Annotated in this window: 20 protein-coding genes and 1 riboswitch; of the genes, 5 read left to right on the top strand and 15 right to left on the bottom strand. The window is 39.7% G+C overall.

Annotated features, from left to right (window positions below; translation table 11 throughout):
- The first annotated feature begins 1,099 nt into the window (after positions 1-1,099).
- The 3 genes from KNO69_RS14165 to KNO69_RS14155 all read left to right on the top strand — a co-directional run bounded on the left by KNO69_RS14165 (position 1,100) and on the right by KNO69_RS14155 (position 3,096).
- Positions 1,100-1,732 (top strand): hypothetical protein, encoded by a 633-nt coding sequence (locus KNO69_RS14165; RefSeq protein WP_214691643.1) that lies wholly within the window; start codon positions 1,100-1,102, stop codon positions 1,730-1,732.
- Positions 1,733-1,931: 199 nt separating this feature from the next.
- Entirely contained in the window at positions 1,932-2,543 is a 612-nt protein-coding gene (locus KNO69_RS14160; RefSeq protein WP_214818850.1) for an Imm64 family immunity protein, read from the top strand.
- A 100-nt stretch (positions 2,544-2,643) separates the two neighbouring features.
- Positions 2,644-3,096 (top strand): hypothetical protein, encoded by a 453-nt coding sequence (locus KNO69_RS14155; RefSeq protein ID WP_251124984.1) that lies wholly within the window; start codon positions 2,644-2,646, stop codon positions 3,094-3,096.
- An 18-nt stretch (positions 3,097-3,114) separates the two neighbouring features.
- Here the strand turns inward: KNO69_RS14155 and KNO69_RS14150 are convergent, their stop codons facing one another.
- From KNO69_RS14150 to KNO69_RS14130, 5 genes are all read right to left on the bottom strand, one after another.
- Positions 3,115-4,467 carry an LLM class flavin-dependent oxidoreductase gene (locus tag KNO69_RS14150; RefSeq protein ID WP_214818849.1) on the bottom strand — a complete coding sequence of 451 codons (1,353 nt, stop codon included), beginning with the start codon at positions 4,465-4,467 and terminating at the stop codon, positions 3,115-3,117.
- A 61-nt stretch (positions 4,468-4,528) separates the two neighbouring features.
- Positions 4,529-5,281: a 3-oxoacyl-ACP reductase gene (locus KNO69_RS14145; protein ID WP_214818847.1), complete on the bottom strand. Its 753-nt coding sequence runs from the start codon at positions 5,279-5,281 to the stop codon at positions 4,529-4,531.
- A 124-nt stretch (positions 5,282-5,405) separates the two neighbouring features.
- A riboswitch (TPP riboswitch) is annotated at positions 5,406-5,507 on the bottom strand.
- 185 nt (positions 5,508-5,692) lie between these two features.
- Entirely contained in the window at positions 5,693-6,310 is a 618-nt protein-coding gene (locus KNO69_RS14140; RefSeq protein WP_214818846.1) for a methyl-accepting chemotaxis protein, read from the bottom strand.
- A 96-nt stretch (positions 6,311-6,406) separates the two neighbouring features.
- On the bottom strand, positions 6,407-7,096 hold the full coding sequence (locus tag KNO69_RS14135) for a methyl-accepting chemotaxis protein (RefSeq protein WP_214818845.1): 690 nt from the start codon (positions 7,094-7,096) through the stop codon (positions 6,407-6,409).
- A 71-nt stretch (positions 7,097-7,167) separates the two neighbouring features.
- Positions 7,168-7,419: a hypothetical protein gene (locus tag KNO69_RS14130; RefSeq protein WP_214818844.1), complete on the bottom strand. Its 252-nt coding sequence runs from the start codon at positions 7,417-7,419 to the stop codon at positions 7,168-7,170.
- 319 nt (positions 7,420-7,738) lie between these two features.
- Here KNO69_RS14130 and KNO69_RS14125 point away from each other — a divergent pair, with 319 nt between their 5' ends.
- Together KNO69_RS14125 and KNO69_RS14120 are read left to right on the top strand one after the other, a co-directional pair.
- Positions 7,739-8,485, top strand: coding sequence for a hypothetical protein (locus KNO69_RS14125; RefSeq protein WP_214691636.1), 747 nt, complete (start codon positions 7,739-7,741; stop codon positions 8,483-8,485).
- Positions 8,486-8,638: 153 nt separating this feature from the next.
- Positions 8,639-9,145, top strand: a complete 507-nt coding sequence (locus tag KNO69_RS14120; protein WP_214818843.1) for a hypothetical protein — start codon at positions 8,639-8,641, stop codon at positions 9,143-9,145.
- A gap of 586 nt (positions 9,146-9,731) precedes the next feature.
- Here the strand turns inward: KNO69_RS14120 and KNO69_RS14115 are convergent.
- The 10 genes from KNO69_RS14115 to KNO69_RS14070 all read right to left on the bottom strand — a co-directional run bounded on the left by KNO69_RS14115 (position 9,732) and on the right by KNO69_RS14070 (position 18,814).
- The gene (locus KNO69_RS14115; protein ID WP_214785012.1) at positions 9,732-10,082 is read right to left on the bottom strand and encodes a hypothetical protein; all 351 of its coding nucleotides are present in this window, start codon (positions 10,080-10,082) and stop codon (positions 9,732-9,734) included.
- A 31-nt stretch (positions 10,083-10,113) separates the two neighbouring features.
- Positions 10,114-10,671 carry a DUF6036 family nucleotidyltransferase gene (locus KNO69_RS14110; protein ID WP_214818842.1) on the bottom strand — a complete coding sequence of 186 codons (558 nt, stop codon included), beginning with the start codon at positions 10,669-10,671 and terminating at the stop codon, positions 10,114-10,116.
- Between the two features lie 63 nt (positions 10,672-10,734).
- Positions 10,735-11,538, bottom strand: coding sequence for a hypothetical protein (locus KNO69_RS14105; RefSeq protein ID WP_214818841.1), 804 nt, complete (start codon positions 11,536-11,538; stop codon positions 10,735-10,737).
- Positions 11,535-12,311 (bottom strand): ParA family protein, encoded by a 777-nt coding sequence (locus KNO69_RS14100; RefSeq protein ID WP_024127810.1) that lies wholly within the window; start codon positions 12,309-12,311, stop codon positions 11,535-11,537. Before KNO69_RS14100 ends, KNO69_RS14105 begins: the two co-directional genes overlap by 4 nt.
- Positions 12,308-12,991 carry a DUF3102 domain-containing protein gene (locus KNO69_RS14095; RefSeq protein ID WP_214818839.1) on the bottom strand — a complete coding sequence of 228 codons (684 nt, stop codon included), beginning with the start codon at positions 12,989-12,991 and terminating at the stop codon, positions 12,308-12,310. The genes KNO69_RS14100 and KNO69_RS14095 overlap by 4 nt, the downstream gene beginning before the upstream one ends.
- Entirely contained in the window at positions 12,988-13,770 is a 783-nt protein-coding gene (locus KNO69_RS14090; RefSeq protein ID WP_214818837.1) for a ParA family protein, read from the bottom strand. The genes KNO69_RS14095 and KNO69_RS14090 overlap by 4 nt, the downstream gene beginning before the upstream one ends.
- A 230-nt stretch (positions 13,771-14,000) precedes the next feature.
- A complete protein-coding gene (locus tag KNO69_RS14085; protein ID WP_214818835.1) occupies positions 14,001-14,531 on the bottom strand; it encodes a hypothetical protein in 531 nt (176 codons plus the stop codon).
- 9 nt (positions 14,532-14,540) lie between these two features.
- A complete protein-coding gene (locus KNO69_RS14080) occupies positions 14,541-14,795 on the bottom strand; it encodes a hypothetical protein (RefSeq protein WP_214818833.1) in 255 nt (84 codons plus the stop codon).
- Between the two features lie 663 nt (positions 14,796-15,458).
- Positions 15,459-16,526: a hypothetical protein gene (locus KNO69_RS14075; protein WP_214818831.1), complete on the bottom strand. Its 1,068-nt coding sequence runs from the start codon at positions 16,524-16,526 to the stop codon at positions 15,459-15,461.
- A gap of 851 nt (positions 16,527-17,377) precedes the next feature.
- Positions 17,378-18,814: a hypothetical protein gene (locus tag KNO69_RS14070; RefSeq protein ID WP_214818829.1), complete on the bottom strand. Its 1,437-nt coding sequence runs from the start codon at positions 18,812-18,814 to the stop codon at positions 17,378-17,380.
- Between the last annotated feature and the right edge of the window lie 119 nt (positions 18,815-18,933).

Below are 18,933 nucleotides of genomic sequence, written 5' to 3'. Positions count from 1 at the left end.
CCACAGACTATGATTATCGTATAAAGAGCAATCATCCAATCCAACGGATGAAGTCCTCCCGCGTGAATCAAGCTGTTAACGACATCATGAAAATAAATTATATATGCATATATCACGTTGATAACACTAAATACCCAAGAAAACATGAAGTATGTATCAAAATTCTTGTAACGTAACCATATAACCATCATCACACATAGAGGAACCGTATACCCTATCAGCTCATTCCAATACACTCTTTACACCACACTTTCCTTGACACTTGTTCTAAAACCTAGAAACATCATTGAACTTTATTTCTCAAAATCCTTATTTTCTCGAGTCAGTCCTTCAAACTCAGTGACAATGAGGTTGTATTAAACTAACTTGGTTACCGTAATTTTTTGATTCAATACCAAAACATAAAAGGATTAATATAGAATATTATAGTTTCTATTGTAAAAACTGAATACATCTATAGCAGGATTGCCTTCATGAATGAGGTTATGGTTCTCTTAATTGTATAAGAATACCTATTATTCTTAAATTGTATTTTACGAGAGGATGATTCTGTATGTTGGATGTTCTAGATTCTTTGAATTTTTTGATTTACGTCTTTCTGTTTCTCAGTTTAAGTAACCTCGTATACCTGGCCTTTTTGGGTTCGAAAATCCCCAGCTCGTATTGGATCTCATTTAATTCTTTTATCGTTTTGATCGGGTCCCTCGTCTTGTTATTCAATACGGGAATCTTGGTGGATGAGATAGGAAGCGAAGGAAGCCAACTGGCATCCTACTCGACGTTGTGCATGATCGGCGCATTCATGATCTCGATTCCTTTTGCGTTTAAAAATAAAAAGAAGGGCGACTGATCAGTAAATACACTCAACCAGAAATCAATCTGATATGACATTCGAGCACGAAATAAATCAAGAGAAAGGTGAAGAATGAATGTGAACTTACGTAGTCAATTTTGAGATTCAAATGTCCTCACATGATGGACCAAACAACGGTGCCGGACGAGTAATTGGGGGCAGAGTTTTGTGCATCTAGTCCCTCTCGAACTGTTCAAGGTATATAAAACTCGGTCACTTCTCATCGATTTTACAGTATAGGAGGCAATGAATCTGAATATTTACAACATTAAAACCCTGGTCGTCAAGTATCGAGCTAGGGATTCCAAACAGGAAATCTCTTTGATAGAGTTACTTCATGACAATGAAATGGAGCTACTAACCTTTTTAGAGGACGTAGAGATGTCCGGTGAAGTCATTTACTATGTCAAATACTCAGACGGTGAAGAACAAGTCGTGACTCATGACAAGTCCGAACCTGATTTAAGCGAAGGTACATTCAGGTTGTTCGATTTCGTTCAACGTTGGCTGACCATATACGAATGGCGAGACGCCAAAGAATTTGAAACAAGACGAGAATTCCTCAAGTTCGACTCCCTCTATGAGGGACTCAGGTTTTTGGCTGGCCCAGAAAAATGGTCCTATTATGCTAATCTTTCTGTTAAGGAGCTTGAAGAACGGCTGGGTCCAGATTCGCAAGGATTGGACGAGCATGAGGTTTCAGATGAGCGCATAGGAATGCATCTAACAATTGAGAAAGAAACCTTATTCAAAGAAGAATACAATTCAAGAGCAGGAATCAAACGTGGTCATTACTATGATCCGTATTTGGAGAGATGGATCAACATCCCACAGTCATACCGTGCTTTGAGACCTTTGATTCTCAGAACCATGTATTAACCTAATGCCCTGAAAATAAAAAGGTCCATGTGAGCCTATCTATTTTCCAAGTCACATGAAAAAATGAGGTCACAAGCGATGATTGATATGCTCTCAACCGATAGTGCTATTATAGTAATCAAAACGACATATCACAGACTGTATGACAAGTACTATGATGAATGGAATGGCTCGAAACCGAAGATAGGGGTTGAACTTGATGTTTAGATCTGGCGGCTATATCAACATCGCATTAGTGTTTTCAGATAATGATGCCATTATTCCTAATCTATGTAGTTATTTAAGCTCGATTATTGCACAAGGTAGTCGCTTGATGAAAGTAAGGTATAGCCTAGACACTGACGGAGAACACTGGGTCGAAGAAGACATCGTCGACGATGAAATTGACCTGAATGTATTCTCAAATTTCTATCCGTCCCTAACGCTTTCTGGGGATGCATTCGATGTGAGAAGCAATGATGTTCACTTAACCCCTGTCATCGTGAATCATTTTCATGGAATTCTTATAGATATTCGGTGGGATGACATTGTCCCACGTTCCGGGTCTATTGATGAGTTAAACGTTCAGACAGATAGAATCATTCGGTGTTTAGCGCGTTTCTACTTTTCAACTCCTTATTCTTACGCTGTGGTAGGACATGAACTCGATGTTGAAATCGCACCGGAAGACTTTGAATTGAAAACCAGCAGATCAGGTGTTTTCCCATTAGCCTTGAGGGGGGACAAGTCTGTATTACATGTTTATCGAGGTTCTTTTCATCTCGATGGATTGACCCCACAAACGATGCGACAAGAAATCATTCACTCATGACGAATCGTTTGTATCAGAGAACTCTTGTCCTTCTCTGAGAGGAGGAATAGCCAATCCTAATGCTACGTCACACAATATTGAAATGGAAGGAGGCTATGGGATGGACAGTCGATTGGAGGAATTAATCCTATCCATGCAGGTCGGTGAAGTGAAAAAACTATACGATGACGTCGGATATGAGGCATTCAGTCACGAGCTTTTGTCGATAGCATTTTCAAATGAGAGTTTGACCAACTATGTAGTTCTGGTGCATCTGCTTCATGAAGACGAATCTCCCGAGCTACATGATTTGGCTTTTCAGGTTCTCACTCACCCTCTATGCCACATCGAGGGCGCCTATGCCTCTTCATTGATGCATGCTAAAAAGTCCTTAGATGTGAATCACTCCATCGATGTAAGGAGTTTAGAAAACCTGCTGTTCTTGAACACCGTTCCTGAAAAAATCGTTAGTGACCGAGATGCCGTTCAAATAGCCAAGAGAATTCAAACTCTCGAACCTGATAATGAGGTCGCTTCGTTAGTGGTTCGCCTCATCGCTCCAGAGGAAGATTGATACGGCATAGTCCACAAGTCACTCTTCCTCGTAGTTACCCCGTTGAGGAGATCGATCACGCGAACCCGGAGGTACCAGATCAAGGTGTTCACGTAAAGTAGCCCCCTCGTAACCCTTTCGGAAGATCCCTCTTTTTTGCAGTTCAGGGATTATCAATTCCACGAAATCTTTTAGCCCTGATGGCAGAGTCGGTGGCATAAGGTTAAACCCATCTGCAACCCCCAGATTGAACCATCGCTCCATCTCGTCTACAATCTCTTCTGGTGTCCCGATTAGAGTGAGGTGTCCTCCCCCAGCACTGATATAACCTAAGAGTTCTCTGAGTGTCGGTTCTTTGTCATGTACGATTTCCAATATGGTTTTATAACGACCGACAGGACCGGTAAATGAATCGATTGGCGGTAACGAAGGTACCCTCTCATCAAGTTCCCACTTCGAGCAATCTTCACCTATAAAGTAACTCAGTTGCTTGATCGCGTTCTCTAGAGGTAGCCTTTTATCTAACTCAAGCTTTTTTGAATAGGCTTCTTCTTTTGTTCGTCCGATATATGTAACAAGGCCCGGAAATATCTTGACGTGGCGAATAGGTTTGTTCTGTTTTACGAGGTGTTGTTCTAAACGATTCCGATATTCCATCGCCTGCTTCAAGTTCCAAGAAACTGAATACACTGCATCTGCATATTTTGCAGCCAGTTCAATCCCTTGTTCTGAGGCCCCCGCTTGCATGGCAACAGGCTTTCCTTGCGGGCTACTTGGTGTAGTGGAGGGACCTTTGACTTTAAAGTACGTCCCGACATGATCTATCGGTTCAATATTCTGTTCATTGATGAGATGGTTGGCCAATCGATTCGGGGAGAAATCGCCTCGATACCACGAGAGAAACAATTTATCCATCACTTCCGCAAACTCATCAGCTTTCTGATAGCGCCTCTCCCTAGAAGGAAGATGATCCATTCCATGATTCTCTGCCTCCCAGTCGGACATCGACGTCACTAAATTCCACCCTACACGTCCTTTCGAGATATGATCCAGGCTTAATAACTGTCTCGATGCAGTAAATGGATTAGAGAAAGTGCTTGAAATGGTGGAAACCAAACCGATTCGGTTCGTGACTTGTGAGATAGCCGTTAAATTTATCATCGGATCAAACCAAAATGCCGGTATTTCGGTCGAGGTGGTTGCAGGAAATGATTGATTGTCTGCAAAGAAAACCGCATCCAAAAATCCAGACTCTGCAATCCTGGCCAGTTCTTGATAATATGTGACGTTGCCGATCAACTCTATCGAAGATTCAGGCATCATCCAAGCGGCTTGGTGATGTCCACATCCATAGAGTAGCACTCCTAAATTTAATTGTTTAGCAGGTTTCAAATAAGGTCCTCCGTTTCTATGAGAATTCTTACACTTTCGATATCCTGTTTAGAATTATTCTTTAGTTCATGGTCAATCCACCGTCCACTACCAAGTTCTGGCCAGTGATACCTGATGCTTCTTCAGATGACAGATACGAGACAAGTTGAGCAACCTCTTCGGGAGTCGTGACCTGCCTCAGGGGCGTAGTCCGGGCAATCAAATCGAAGACTTCGGGACTTGTCACTGAACTCGCATCAGTCATCTTTAACAACCCTCCAGATACAACATTGGCCCTTATCCCAAACTTTCCAAGCTCCGCGGCAAGATTGCGCGTAAATCCGATCAATCCCGCTTTCGCCGTCGTGTATTCATGGTAAGGCACTACTGGGTTTTGGAATAGGTTTGTCCCGATGTTGATGATACTCCCCTCAGATCTTTCAATAAATTGAGGGAGTACACTCTGGGAAACATTGAACGCTGCCTTGATTGTTCCGTCCAGTTGCTTTTGATAGTCGTCCCAAGAGAGGTGTTCGAATGCCTTCTGTGCCATCGGGTCAAACTTGAAATCTACTAACGCGTTGTTTACAACCACATCTACTTGACCATAGTGTTCCGTTGCTTTCTTAATTAATAAATCGACATCTTCTCGTCTCGTCACATCACCATAGATAGCTATTGCATGTTCTTCCCCTAACATTTGAACCAACTCATTTGCGGCTCTTCTGCTTCTATAGTAATTGATGACCACTTTGAATCCTTTCTCTACCAATACTCTGGCGATTGTGGCGCCTAATCCTCTGCTACTACCTGTTACAAGTACAACTTTACTCATCATTGTGATCTCCTTTTTGTCTGGATGATTGTATTGTCTATAAAAAAACACAACTTCTCGCGTGAGAGAAGTTGTGTACAAGCAAAAGATACATGGCAAAAAGGAAATGAATCCATTTGCGGATGCAGTCATGTTCACACTTCCCTACGCTAGTACTATCTAGTTCAGGTTCGAAGGGTTCGAGTTTTAACTCGTCTCAGTTCAATGAACACCCCTAGTGATGCTATTCAGTTCTAGCTCAATGTATAGCAAGAGGAAAAAAATGTCAAGTTGGTTGAATGGTATTCTCTCCTCCTAGTTCAACAAAAGGCAGCTGATATAGAAAAATCGCAACCATCTGCAAATATAGGTCAGAGTTGTTCGTGACAAAATTAAGGATGTAATCTGTTCGACTGTTGTACGATTCGACGATTACAGTCTGAAATTTCGACTTCTTCCCTTCAAATTCTCTGCGGTCTCAGCTAACTCTCTTACGAAATGATTCATCGTCTCGCTCGTTACAGACAACTGTTCAGTAGCGGCGGCGACCTCCTCATTTCCTGCAGTGCTCTCCTCAGAAATTGATGCGATATCTGAAAGAGCTTTCTGAATGACTTGCTGGTTAGACTTCACACGGTCGAATCTTGTTTGCATCGAATGACTTAACGTCCTCATTTTTTCAACACTCGTTTCCATCTCTTCAAAAGATGTCTTGGTCAGTTCGAGCGTTCGTTTCCCGTCTTCAGTTGACTTTCTGCTTTCTGTGAATACGGCGTCCAGTTCTACTGAATTGCGTTTAACGTTCGTTGCGATTTCTGAGATCTCGCAAACGTCATCCGAAAGAGTCCTTATCTCGGCAGCGACGACTGCGAATCCTCTTCCTTGATCACCCGCTCGTGCTGCCTCGATTGCAGCATTGAGTGCAAGTAAGTTCGTCTGTTCCGAAATTTGACGGATCAACGTTACGAGCTGCGGTACTTCATCCGCTTGTTTCTCAAAATCTTTTACTTGTACTTGTGACTGTTGAATTTGGCTATATATACGAGACATTTGCTCGACCGCCTCCTCCATGAGACGCTGACCCGAGACGGTCGCGTTCCCAACAAAATCCGCCTGATGGCTTACTTCATCACCTTCTTTGGCCGCCTAGCTGACTAAAGTAGAGAATTCATTCATGTGTTCATGGAGTCTCATCGTCAATGTACTTTGATTCTCAACCCCACTTGCGATTTCCTCCATCGTATAGGCAATTTGGCGAGAAGCTTCGTGCACCTCTACAGATATAGCAGCAACATTCCCACTCTCTTCACTGACGGTCTGAGAGGAGTGTTGGATGCTTGCCACGAGTTCCTTTAACATCTTCGTCATCTTCGTCATCGAACTGGTCAATCGCATAATTTCATCATCGTTCTTCAAAGTGAGTTTACTAATCACGATCTCCGCCTCACCCAGATCTCCGTTTGACACATGGTTCGCTACTTCCTCTAACACGCCCATAGGTTTAAACTTCCAATCTAGGTAACGCCAAATAAAGGTGACTGCTAATACCATGAGAACCATTAAGCCGAAGAGTATTTGAGGCGCCATCTCCTTCAGTACCCCGCTCGAGATGGAACTCACCTTCGAAGCGTCTTTGTCCAACCCAAGCACACCGATCACTTCTCCGTTGTGTTCGATCGGCACCAACACTGAAACATAATCCCCAAACTCATCATCATGAATCACATCCGTGGCGATTTCTTTACCATTGTATGCAGCTCGTACATTTTCTATCGAAGTCGAGGACAACTTCTCCCCAATCGGAGAGGCCGCACCCGCCTCTGCCCCATCAATCATGATACGTGCCTCTTCTCCCTCTATCGCCACTATATAGGCATACATGACTCCGATTTGCTCTCGGTAAGTGTTCAGCTCTTCCCTGTATTTCTTGTACTCCTCATTCTCGCTTGGATGGCGGCAAAGTCCTCATAAGTTGCGGTATCCATGCTTTCTCTGTATGGTGTAGCATCATCGATCATAATTGATTGGATCGTATTCAAAATGGTGTTCTTAGATCCAACATATTGAAAAACTCCAAACAAGACAATAAATAGTAAAATAAATCCAAGCATTACTTTTAATACACTTGCTTTCAACGTGCCGCGCTTCTTTTTTCTCATTCCCGAAAACCTCCTCTTTCCAATTTAACTATCGAACGATTAGTCAAAGGATTGAGCGTTCTTTTTTGAGAACTCAAAAGTGAGTGTATCGGAATATATAGAATATTATCCGATTCGAAGCTAACGATAGGTCTGGATGTTTGCTTTTAGATTTTTTAATTTGATGATACGAGAGTTGTATACATTCGACATCGAAATATACACAACCCTTGATCATTTCGCGTACCTTGTTTTTGAATCAAAAGTACGGGAAAATAATACAAGACTAGATTCCTGTCTGTAGATTATGTATACACTAAAATGTAAAGTGGTGACATTGATGCAATCAAGCGAAACAAAAGTAAAATCATTTCGTGTCTCTGAAGAAGTGACCGAACATATTCAACGTCTAATGCAAGAACGACAACTAACGACGAATCAATTGTTCGAAGAATTCATTCAATTGGCTGATAAACAATCACCAGACCCATTAATCGATGAAGAAAATAGTGTACTTGAAACTACACTTCATCAGATCGCTTCACTCTTTCAAGAACGAGCGCTTCGCTTAGAGAAGCAACAAAAAGAAACTCAACGCATGACAATTCAATATACTGAAACAATACGTGAACTTGAAGACAGTGTTGTGAAGGAAAGTGAAGAACTTCATCGAGAATATGAAGCTAAAGTCATGCAACATCAGGAAGAACTAGAACAACTTCAACAGCAATTGGACCAACTACATACAGATAAACAAAACTTACTAAACGCACTGGAGTTGGAGAAACAATCAGCGAAAGAAGAGTTGAAGGTTCATAAAAAGACAATCTTTGATTTGGAAGGGACTATTCGAAAGTTAGAAGAGAGTCAAAAACAATTAAATCGTCAAAACCAGAGTTTAATGGATGCAGTGGATGAATTAAAAAGCAAATCCCGTCGAAGTGATCAACTCGAAGAAGAGAATCAAAAACTTCACTTAGAAGTGCAACTTCTTCGACGCGAGAAGGAGACGCTTGAGAAATCGATAAGTGAGCAGATAGAGTTAGCTGTTCTAAGGGAACGAAACAAATCATTGGATAAGTCCTAAAAATTAGTAACGCACTTTATTTTTTTGCTTTAAAGAGTTACTCATTTTCAATAAACAAATAACCTGTATGAAGCAATTGGAGTTTAATCTACAAACATTCGCTCCAACATCAATAACTTATGCTAAATGAAAATAATAAAGAGGAATCATTATATGCATTATATTACTAATGTTGAAATTTTATTTGAATCCAATTCTTCGGGAGAACCCTTCCCACTCCATGAATTAGCAGAAAAGCAATCAACACAATTGGTAGAGATACTTGAAGATTCTGATGTAACAGGCAATCTACATTACATTATTACTTACAATGGTGGTCATCAAAAAAAAATTATTCTTCCAAAAAATAAACCTAGCGATGATTGGGGCTTTGAAATCGAAGCATTCCTCTACAGGTGGAAGCTTCTTTATGAACTTCACTCACGCAGATATATTGTATACGATGAAAATAACCAACCAACCACAACAAGTAAATTAAGTGAGTCAGAATATCAAAATCTACTAAAAGATTTTGATATATATTTCGATTTCGATTCTGATTTCAGACAAAACTTGTTACAAACCAATACTTATTTTGATCCTTTTTTAGATGAGAGAGTCCTAGTGAAAGAATCACTCACAGCTTTTAAGAGGATTATCTGCGAATTAGATTTAGTATGATGAATTGAAGAGAATAGTTATTTTTAGCTATCATAAATCGAAAACTAAACCGAGACTATATAGTCTTACGTATCCGTTCTTCCCGACCGAAGGATGAAATACATTTGGAATAGGGATATGTCTTTGATAATTTCATTTACACATGTAAGGACAAAGGTACATGGTTTGTCTTTTATTCTTATTTTACTTATCCTCCTAGTTTCTCTACATTATATCTACAAAAGGCTTCGGGATATTATAGACTACTCAAAACGTGAATTGAGACTTGAGTTATGTAAAATTCTTGAGGAGATGCACTTAAATCTACTTATTCAAGAAAATAGTCGTGAAGCACCTTCAACACGATCACTGAAGTTATTGAAGTAAGCAAGACGCTATCGTCACTTTTGAACAATCATAACTCCATTAATACCCAACTTTTAGTGTCCCTTTCCATAGTTACTGCTTTTCAATCACTCTCTCCTTGTTACATGTACATGAATACCAAATATCTATGTGATTATCCCTGATATAGCCCATAGAAAAAGGAGTACGATTCATTTCTTTATGAAATGAGCCGTACTCCTTTTCTTAATTCAATTTCAATTTATGATCTCACACGTAAACCGCGCGCCTTGAATCGATTACGCTTTTCTTCCAACCTTACTTTCATATCGATAGAGAACGCACTTTCGGGATTAGTATAGGCTCGGCGTGCAGCCATGCTGAGCATTTTAGCCACATCCTCTACCCGGTCCTCTGATAACTCTTTAGCCAAAGAGCCGACAAAGTTGCGTGCCTCCACTCGATTACAAAGCGATTCGGGGACCTTAACATCATGACTCAGAACAAGAGCCAGTTGAGCTGTCTCTTGACGATAACTTGTCCCACCAAATTGCATGCGATCTTGTTCACGCAATAGTTCTTGATAAAGTCGCTCATGTTTCCCCGTTGTCATCGGTCACCCTCCTCTTCGTTTATTTTCTTTATTATATACCCTTTTCCTGAAAAATTCGACTTAAGTCATGTACATTACAAAACGGGTCGTTCCAGGTCATGTTTGACTTGTACTCCTCTACAAGCTCCAAGAGTTTGTTTTTATCGCAGAGCTTCAACAAATTGGTGTTCTCGAGATCTTCCAGGTCCTTCTGACGAGAAGAAAAGATTTTCGTACACGCCAATAGTTCAATGTCTGGGATATATACATCAATTGCTTCAAATAACCCTTCAATCTTATGTCGAAATCCCACTTCCTGAAAATCTTCACGTGGAGGGAATTGAATCACACCCTCGACAATTTCAATTTCATATTCTTGAAGTGCATCTTTCAATTCTGTTGTCACGACACCCTCTGTTACTCGAATATCTATATCTCGAGTTGGTCGATACTCCATTTCTTTACTCATCATTTCAATGAAGAGAAGGATACCTGAAGCACCTACTACAACAAATTCGACGTGAATATTTTTCGCGGCACAAAACGTATCAAGGACGAGCAGGGTGTCGATGATATCCTCAACATCTTTGTACTGATTGGAATAAGACATGATTGCCCCCCGATTCACAAAACCTTACGTAAGCCCCGTCAACATATCGGGTCTACGTCTTGCTTATTTTGTATTCAAATAGGCATTGAGAGCCCGACGAATAATTTCATCTTCAGACACATGCTCTTTTTTAGCAGCTTGTGTTAATCCGATATACAATGGATCTGTTAAATCTGAAAAACGAATTTGTACCTTCATAGGTTTTACAGTAGGAGAATCAGCTTCAATGACACGCTGCTCTTGACGCTCGATCAACATACGCTTCACTTCACGCAATTCTTCACGTGTCATCTCATAAACTGTTTTATCCCCATTTGCTGTGTAGTATTTCTTATCTTCTAGTAATGCGAGCTTTGGGTCTTCTGGCCATGATAGGAGTTCCGCTAACTTGGTCGCACTAAAATCTTGTTCAATCGTTTTTTCTAAAATATTTGGACCAAACGTATTCCAAAAAGAAACAAAGCGATTCACTTGGGAATGAGACATCCCAATCTTCGCTAAGAAATCTTTCCAATTTCCCTCTTCTTGTTTAAATTCCTTTTTTGTTTCCGGATCACGGAACAAGCTATTTGCATGAGCAAGAATACGGCATTTTTCGACAAAACTCGTCGCCTGAATCGCATCAATATGATTATAGTATTGAACAATGCCTTCCATGTCTTCGGGCAGTTTTTTTGTGATAATGCGAGAAAGTCCGGTTGCTGGTAAGGACTGATACGGATTCGTGATAGTCGTCGTTGCAGAAAATTCTTTGACAGCTTCCACTTGATCCGTACGATCTTCACTAGATTGTGTTCCTTGTTTCACCGGTAAATTGGCACTGAATGTCGAAATTTTTGGTGTATGTTTTTTACGAGGGCGACTCATAAAGAAAGTACCTCCTGGGCAAGTTGTAAATAAGCATCCGTTGCAGGACTTTTATGATCGATCACAGGTCTAGATTCACGTTGTAGGGTTTGTACCTTAACGGCATACGGGATCGTTGTAAGGACAGGAATCCCAACCTCTTTCCCGAGTTCCTCAAGTTCTTCTACCGTCGTCGTATCCCCTTTAGAACGTGCACTGACCATTGTCGGGATAAACGCTGCGATATGAATATCTTCTCGGAATCGTTTCATTTCTTCTAACTCTTCAGGAGCTGAGTATACCGCATCCATCGAAAACTTTTGCATCTGTACAGGCATGATAATTCGATCTTGTGCGACAAGAGCGCAGCGCGCATAAGGATTCAACGCTGACGTCGAACCAGGACAATCAATTAAACAAATATCAAATAGTTCATCTAGTTTGGCCAACTCTTCACTGAGTCGGTACTCATAACCAATTTGACTCGTTAAATCACTCGGTGAAGCAGACCGTCTTGTCGGAACTAAGTAAATCGTTCCAGTCTCATATTCACAAGTGACGATGACTTGTTCAATCGGTGTATAAAATGGATCGTTCTCTTCGAGTAGACAATCCAATAGCACTTTCCCTTCATAGTCGTTCGTCAGACCTAATCCATTCGTTGAAGACGCCTGATCATCGGCATCAATCACGAGTACACGTAAGCCATCCCGTGCGTAGGCATGAGCTAAATTGATGGTTGTCGTTGATTTTCCAACTCCACCTTTACGATTGTACAATGCGATTTTCTTCATGACTGTTCTCCTTGTTCATCTGTGGCTTCAATTATATTGTCTGATACAGTTCGTTCAATCATTTCAGCTAGTAACTCACTGACACTACGATTATGTGCATGGGCATACTGTTGAAACTGTTCCGAAAGATCACTTGGAATACGCGCGGACAAGATCGAAGATGACTTTTTCTCTTGTTGAAAAGGTTTTACTTTAAGGGGTGTATGAGTGTTCCCTTTTCGAAGATCACGGATCTGTTTGACCGTGAGTTCTTCTACCTGTCTTCTTTCACCATTAATATATAGCCCTTGCTCGACGACCTCATCGACATTATCGAGATACATGAGTTCAAAAATTTTGGATGCTGGTAGACTTGTTAGTGATGCCTCGAGCGGATGTAGTGTTTCATAGGCTTTTATATATCGTGAGGCAAGTGATGCGGACATGGAGACCGCTTCTAAAAACGTCCCCCACTCTTTTTTATCATGCATCTCGGAACGGGCGATCACTAGACGTTTCCCAATCTCAAATACGGAAATGGTCTGTACTTTGGCAAGTTCATTAATTTCATGGACGAGATCTTCAACTTCCTTTGAAATCGGCAGCTTTTGAACCAGTGAACTGATATTCGTTAAACCACTCTGATAAGGGTGTTGCTCACTCGGCTTGATTTTATGAATGTTACGGTTTCTGGCCTTCATACAGAATCACCTCTGGTTGTTCGGATCATGTGTGCCAACTCTCGAAACGGTTCCGATAACTGTTTTGATTCTTTGGAGCGGTATTGAATGACACTTTTTCCGCTATCCGCTGCCTTTTCAATAAATGTCGATCGTTTGATGACAGGTAAAATAGGCAACGATTCAGCAAATGCAATTTGTTCCATCGCTTCGAAATATTCTTTGTCGGCTTTTAACATATGATCCATCGCCACAGGTAAGACCCCGGCAATCTCTAAATCGGGATTATAGAACTTTTTCACCTTTTGTACGGTGCGAATGGTACTTCCTAGCTGATCAAAGACAAGCTTTTTCGGCATAAACGGAATAATGGTCGTATTGGCAGTCGATAAGACGACTTTTGAGAGTTCGTTTATCGAAGGCACTGAATCTAAGATGACCCAATCAAATTCATCTTCGAGCGGTGCAATCATATCCTTTAAAAGGAAGAGCTTATCTTGCTCAGAAAGTAAATTAATCAATCTTGCATTTCGTTCATTTGAAGGAAGAAGACTGACATGATACGTTTCGTCATCAAACAAAATATCTTTGATATCCAAATTTCGTGTATGTACATCAAACATGGTCATATATTTGATCGTATCGGATTCTTTTAACATTAGTTTGCTAAGAGAACCTTGAGGGTCTAAGTCGATGAGAAGCACACGTTCGCCTAACTCTCCTAATGCATAAGCCATGTTCAAGGAACACGTGGTTTTTCCAGATCCACCTTTAGAAATGTAGAACGTTAATATGTTCATGCCCTCTCCCCTTTCTACAAATAATGATGGCATAGTATCGAATAAAATTCAATGTTTTATCTAGATGGTAGTGTATTTCACAGAAAATAAATTGTATACAAATAGATTTATGGTTGTATACAATATCTTCAAATTGTATACATTTCGACATCGAAACGTATACAACTCTTCTGTAAACAAAAAAGATGTATCTGCTAATGAGATACACCTTGTCTTATACTTAAATGATGTTAAACTATTTGGGCTTTCAATTTATTAATACGATTCATCTCAAAGGAGTCTAATTCTCCAATCGCTTCATAAAGAAAAGTAAAATAATCTTCAGCCGCGTTCAGAAGTATAGAAATAAAGTATTGTTCTTCAATTTTTAGCTTATTATCATCTACTGAAAACAAAAGAAACCGAGAATCAAGTTTTGACATTTCTATTGTGATCGGTTGATTTGGGAAAGAACATTCTGCTTTCCCTGCATTTTGATAATCTTCGATCAGATTAATTAGATATGGCCACAAACTACTTATCTCGTCCCAGAAACCATATGGGATGATTACTTTCCAACCAATTTTAATAAAAATAACGCCATCTACATAAAAAAGATCCTTCTCATCCCTGAATTTTTTTAAAGACTTCAAGAGGTTTTTTGCGTCCTCCCGATTGTCTTGAATCGATATATAGTACTCATCTGGATTGAGTGCAAGATCCCTTAGATCTTCAACATTTCTTTTCAAAAGAAGACTCTCAATCTGTAACATCTCTTTCAAATTATCACCTTATTCTTCAGGATATAATTGAAGGACATGTCCTTTTGTAATTCCCAATTTATATTTTACACCATTTACTGTTCCTTTAATTTGGAATGTTTCAGCCGTCCCTTTTTTTGATAAAGTACTTCTGTTTTGCTTTAGTACTTCTGAGGCAATATTTCTAATTTCATCAATTTTTGTGTGTTGATGAAAGAAAGACTGTTTTGAAGTTACTTTCCCTGCCCAATAATTAGGGTGATGTCTTGTCAGAATGTGTTGCATGTCAGTCTTTAAAAGCTTAAAACTCTTGTTTCCTGTAGTGTATGTCAATGTTTTATAATTCTTTAAAGCATTAACGACAATTGACGTTGGTATTGGAGCATAGGATCTGACTCCAATCTTTAATACGTTCCTGGATGCAACTTTAGATACGGTAGCTCTGATAATAGCTCCTGTGCCTGCAGAAATTTCGTAAACATCGTAAAGTTCATATAGAAAAGAAGGGTTAATTATCTAATGTGGCTTCTCAGAAGAAGAATACAAAAACCATATTCTTATGAATTAAATAGATTAAATAGAATGAATAAGAATTAAAGATAGATTAAAAGAATTAGGAAAAAGGAAAGTCCTAAAAACCTCTTAATACCAACGTTTTCGAGAGATAAAGAAGATTGTAAATATGTCATAGGCAGTTTCATTTATTCAAAGGGACTATTTTTTTTTCATTTCTTTTTTGATAAATCATATCCAACAGCTAATTTTATTCGCTATATATTTGAAATCAAATCGATCATATTTGATTTTTTTCCAAAGAAGTAAAATATAAAAATGACCTTATGAAACACAGGTCATATACGATGCCTTTTGATGGAATGAATCAACAATGGATATAGATTCGGGATGTTTTCATACAATTTTTCAAAATGAGGCATGCCAAAAAGACCATCATGCGATCGTCAATTTTTCCACTTTATGTTTTAGTTGTTGATGAAGATAAAGAATCGGCTCATTGAAGAAGAGTTGATGCTCACTTGAATGAATTAAGTCTTCACGATGGTGAAGAAACGCTTGTTTCAAGTCAGCCAAGACTTCACGGAACGCTAATGCACCAAATGTATCACTCATTGAATAGAGAGATTCACGGCTTACTTTTAGTGCATCGAAATCGAAGAACTCACCAACGCGCTTACGCAACTCGAACCAAGCAATTTGAGCATCTGAACGCTCTTCTTCTCGGATCACTTTACTGTCTTGAGACTTGTCTAATGTCAATTCAACGAGGACTGGACGCGTGATATCTTGAACGCGTTTTTTTAGCGTGAGATTTTGCTTCACCACATTTAAGAAATGACGGCTGTCCTCTACAAGGGACACTTGAAGGAACTTCAAACGATCCATCATCTTTTGAATGGCAAGTTTGTGGCCACAGTATTTAGGCAAGAAGCCTTTAATCTCGTCATAGGTAAGGATGGCTTGGTCATGTGATTGAACATGGATATCTTTTTCAACTTGTACGAGTGTACGTAACGCAAGACGCAAAGCGTTCACGTTATCAAGCGTGAGAAGTTCGGAAAGAAGATCATGCCAAATAGACGTGTACCCGGTCTTCGAAACGACAGAGGCTCCGTCAACAAAAAGGTCACGATAATTCTCAAGATAATCGGTTAGTTCAATCGAGAGCACTCCAGGGAAATGCCGGACAAGCCGCAACAAGCCATGGCTCTCAAATGTTTTTAAGTTATTATGTAAAGAACGGACAGACGTATGAGCGGAAGAAGCAAGCTCTGTATCTTCCATAAACTCAATCTTACCTTGGTCATCTGCATAAGAAAGAAGTGTGAGGACATGGCGAATCCGTGACTTTGTCCACTTAAAAGAAGTGAAGCATGTAGGGATGTTATAGTGATGCTGTTCATAGCGATAGTGATCAGCTCGTTTCGTCCAACGAGTTAAGCCACTCATCGCGACGAGTAGTTTGTTTGCAACTAAAATGTGACGGTTTCTGTAAATCATGTACCCTACACCTCCTCTATCCTAGAATATGCTAGTTTCAGTATCTTGTTCTTTCGAGATAGTGTCAAAGTGTGGGTTTGGTACGATGTATCGCGACCAAATTTGATGAAACGCTGATGTTAAGCCATTTTAGAGCTATAAAAATGTGTCATTTCAGTACGATGGTTTGCGACCAAATTAGGAGGAATTGCTTAAGAAAGCCATTTGAGAGTGATTCAGAGTAGAAATTTTATACGAAAAGTAGTCAAAATGTCGTTTCAGTACGACGGTTTGCGACCATTTTAATAAAAGTGTCGTTTCAGTACGACGATTCACGACCAAAACAATCGATAATGCGGTTTCAGTACGATGATTTGCGACCATTTTTAAGAGACAGACACTTAAATTTTTTTTAGTTTTTCATCAAAAAGTTGAGAAGTGTCGTTTCAGTACGACAAATTGCGACAAAAACCAAATAAATGTCGTTTCGGTACGATGATCTGCGACCAAATTAAGAGGCGTGTCATTTCAGTACGGCAATTTGCGACTAAATTCAATTAAAATGTCGTTTCAGTACGTACTTTTACGAATCATTTCACCCTAAAGCGAACAATTTGGTAAAAATGTTTTTTCTAAATTACTCATAAGTGCCATTTCAGTACGACAAGCTTATGCAACTAATTAAAAAAATGATTTGTCCAAATCGTATAAATGTAGTTTGATAGGATACAGCTGATAATTAAATACTGGCACTCACCTGTATTTAATCATCACTTCATCTAAAAACGTTCCATGTGAAACATAAACTATAGAGTAAGCATAGAAAAGAAGAAGCCTTCAATATAGTAGGCTTCTTCTATGTTTTGTTTCTATTAAAGTAGCAATGTATCAGGATGATTTAATAACTCCCATGATTCGAGCGGGTAAAACGTGAAGAAATAGTAGTCGCCCGAACGATGCCAATCTTTCAAAATAAATTCATGTTCTTTAATGCGATCAAGATTTGCCTCAAGTTCCCGCAAGTTCTCTGACTTTCGTGATTTATTGAAGCGAATCGAATAAGTAAATTGACGCCAATGCCGACGAACCGGGCTTTGCTCCCCTGTTTGAAGCGACGCAATGCGTTCTTTTTGAAGAACGAATGCCAAATGATAAGCAAAGCTCCCTTTTAACTGTTCAATCTGTTCACCATAGATACTGACGATTTGCTGCTTGAGTAGATCATCATACACTTCTTCAGCTACTGTGACGATGACCTGACTATCCGCAAGGCTTGTGGCGTTCTTGATGGTAACGGAAGAAAAGAGGCCCCGGATAAAGAAATCGCCTTCTTCATTATGCCCAGCTACTCGATAATAACCAAGTTTCATAAGGCGTTTTGTTGTTAAGTCATAGCTCTTTCCACTCTTGTTAGCATAGAGTTTTTCAACTAATTGAACGAGTGGAAAGATGATCTTGCGACTCGTTTGGAACGAGATATCCCGGTATGACAAGATCTCAGTAAAGGCCTCGAAGTCTTTTGCGTCTAAATCAGGCACTTTACCATTTAACTCTTGAATGAACTCTTTACTAACTAGAACAGAAAGGTTCTGTGGGACGCCATCTTTATATTTCGGGACGACCGAGTCGTAGTTTAAAAGCTCGAGATTAAGCTGTGATGCTTCATTGAGCTTCTCATCAAGTTGATCTGTTTTATTTTTGATGCGATCAGACATCCCGAAAAATGGAATATCAACAGCAAGCGTTGGAGAGTGATGTGCTATACGCTTGGTTGAATCAATTTCCTTTGCAACTTCCCCTAATATCATGAGCACATCTGTTTTTAACGTCGTAGTTTTTTGATTGACGGTTTTTTGAGACCAGTACGGATACGTATGGATTAGCTGATTTGGATTTTCTGCCCACTCTTCAATCTCGGTGATACAGAGATTCATATAGTCTTCAATTGTTTTCACGTGAAACTCTTTGTAAAGCCCTTCAAGACCTGCAACTTGTACATATGCTGAGATCATGTCGTGTTTGGCTCGCAGTTCTTTATTATAACCACGATTTTCTTGATAATTTCGCACGGCTGTTTTTACCCAGCGGCGTTTTAGTTTCATAAAATAGTAATAACGAATCTTCTTATAGGCGCTTTCGATATTTTCAAGCGCATAGTGCTCCTGATAGAGTGTTGAGACAAATTCCTGAATATCAAAAATGGATACACTATGGAGGATCTCCTCCATACCATGCTGCTTAATTGTATTAACCGCTTGCGAAATAATGAGTTGTTGAGAGCGGCTATTGGAGGATGAATGATTCTCCATGTTAATCACCTCTTCTAGAGATAAATATAGCATAAATTCAGGTAGAGGTTTCGACACGGATTAAATTATTTCAAATACCGTATGTATATAAAGTATGCGCCGGCGCACACTTTTATAAA

Source organism: Exiguobacterium sp. s131, assembly GCF_018617345.1.
GTDB lineage: Bacteria > Bacillota > Bacilli > Exiguobacteriales > Exiguobacteriaceae > Exiguobacterium > Exiguobacterium profundum.
The sequence above is the reverse complement of the archived record's forward strand: the minus strand, read 5'-3'. Positions and strand labels throughout refer to the sequence as shown.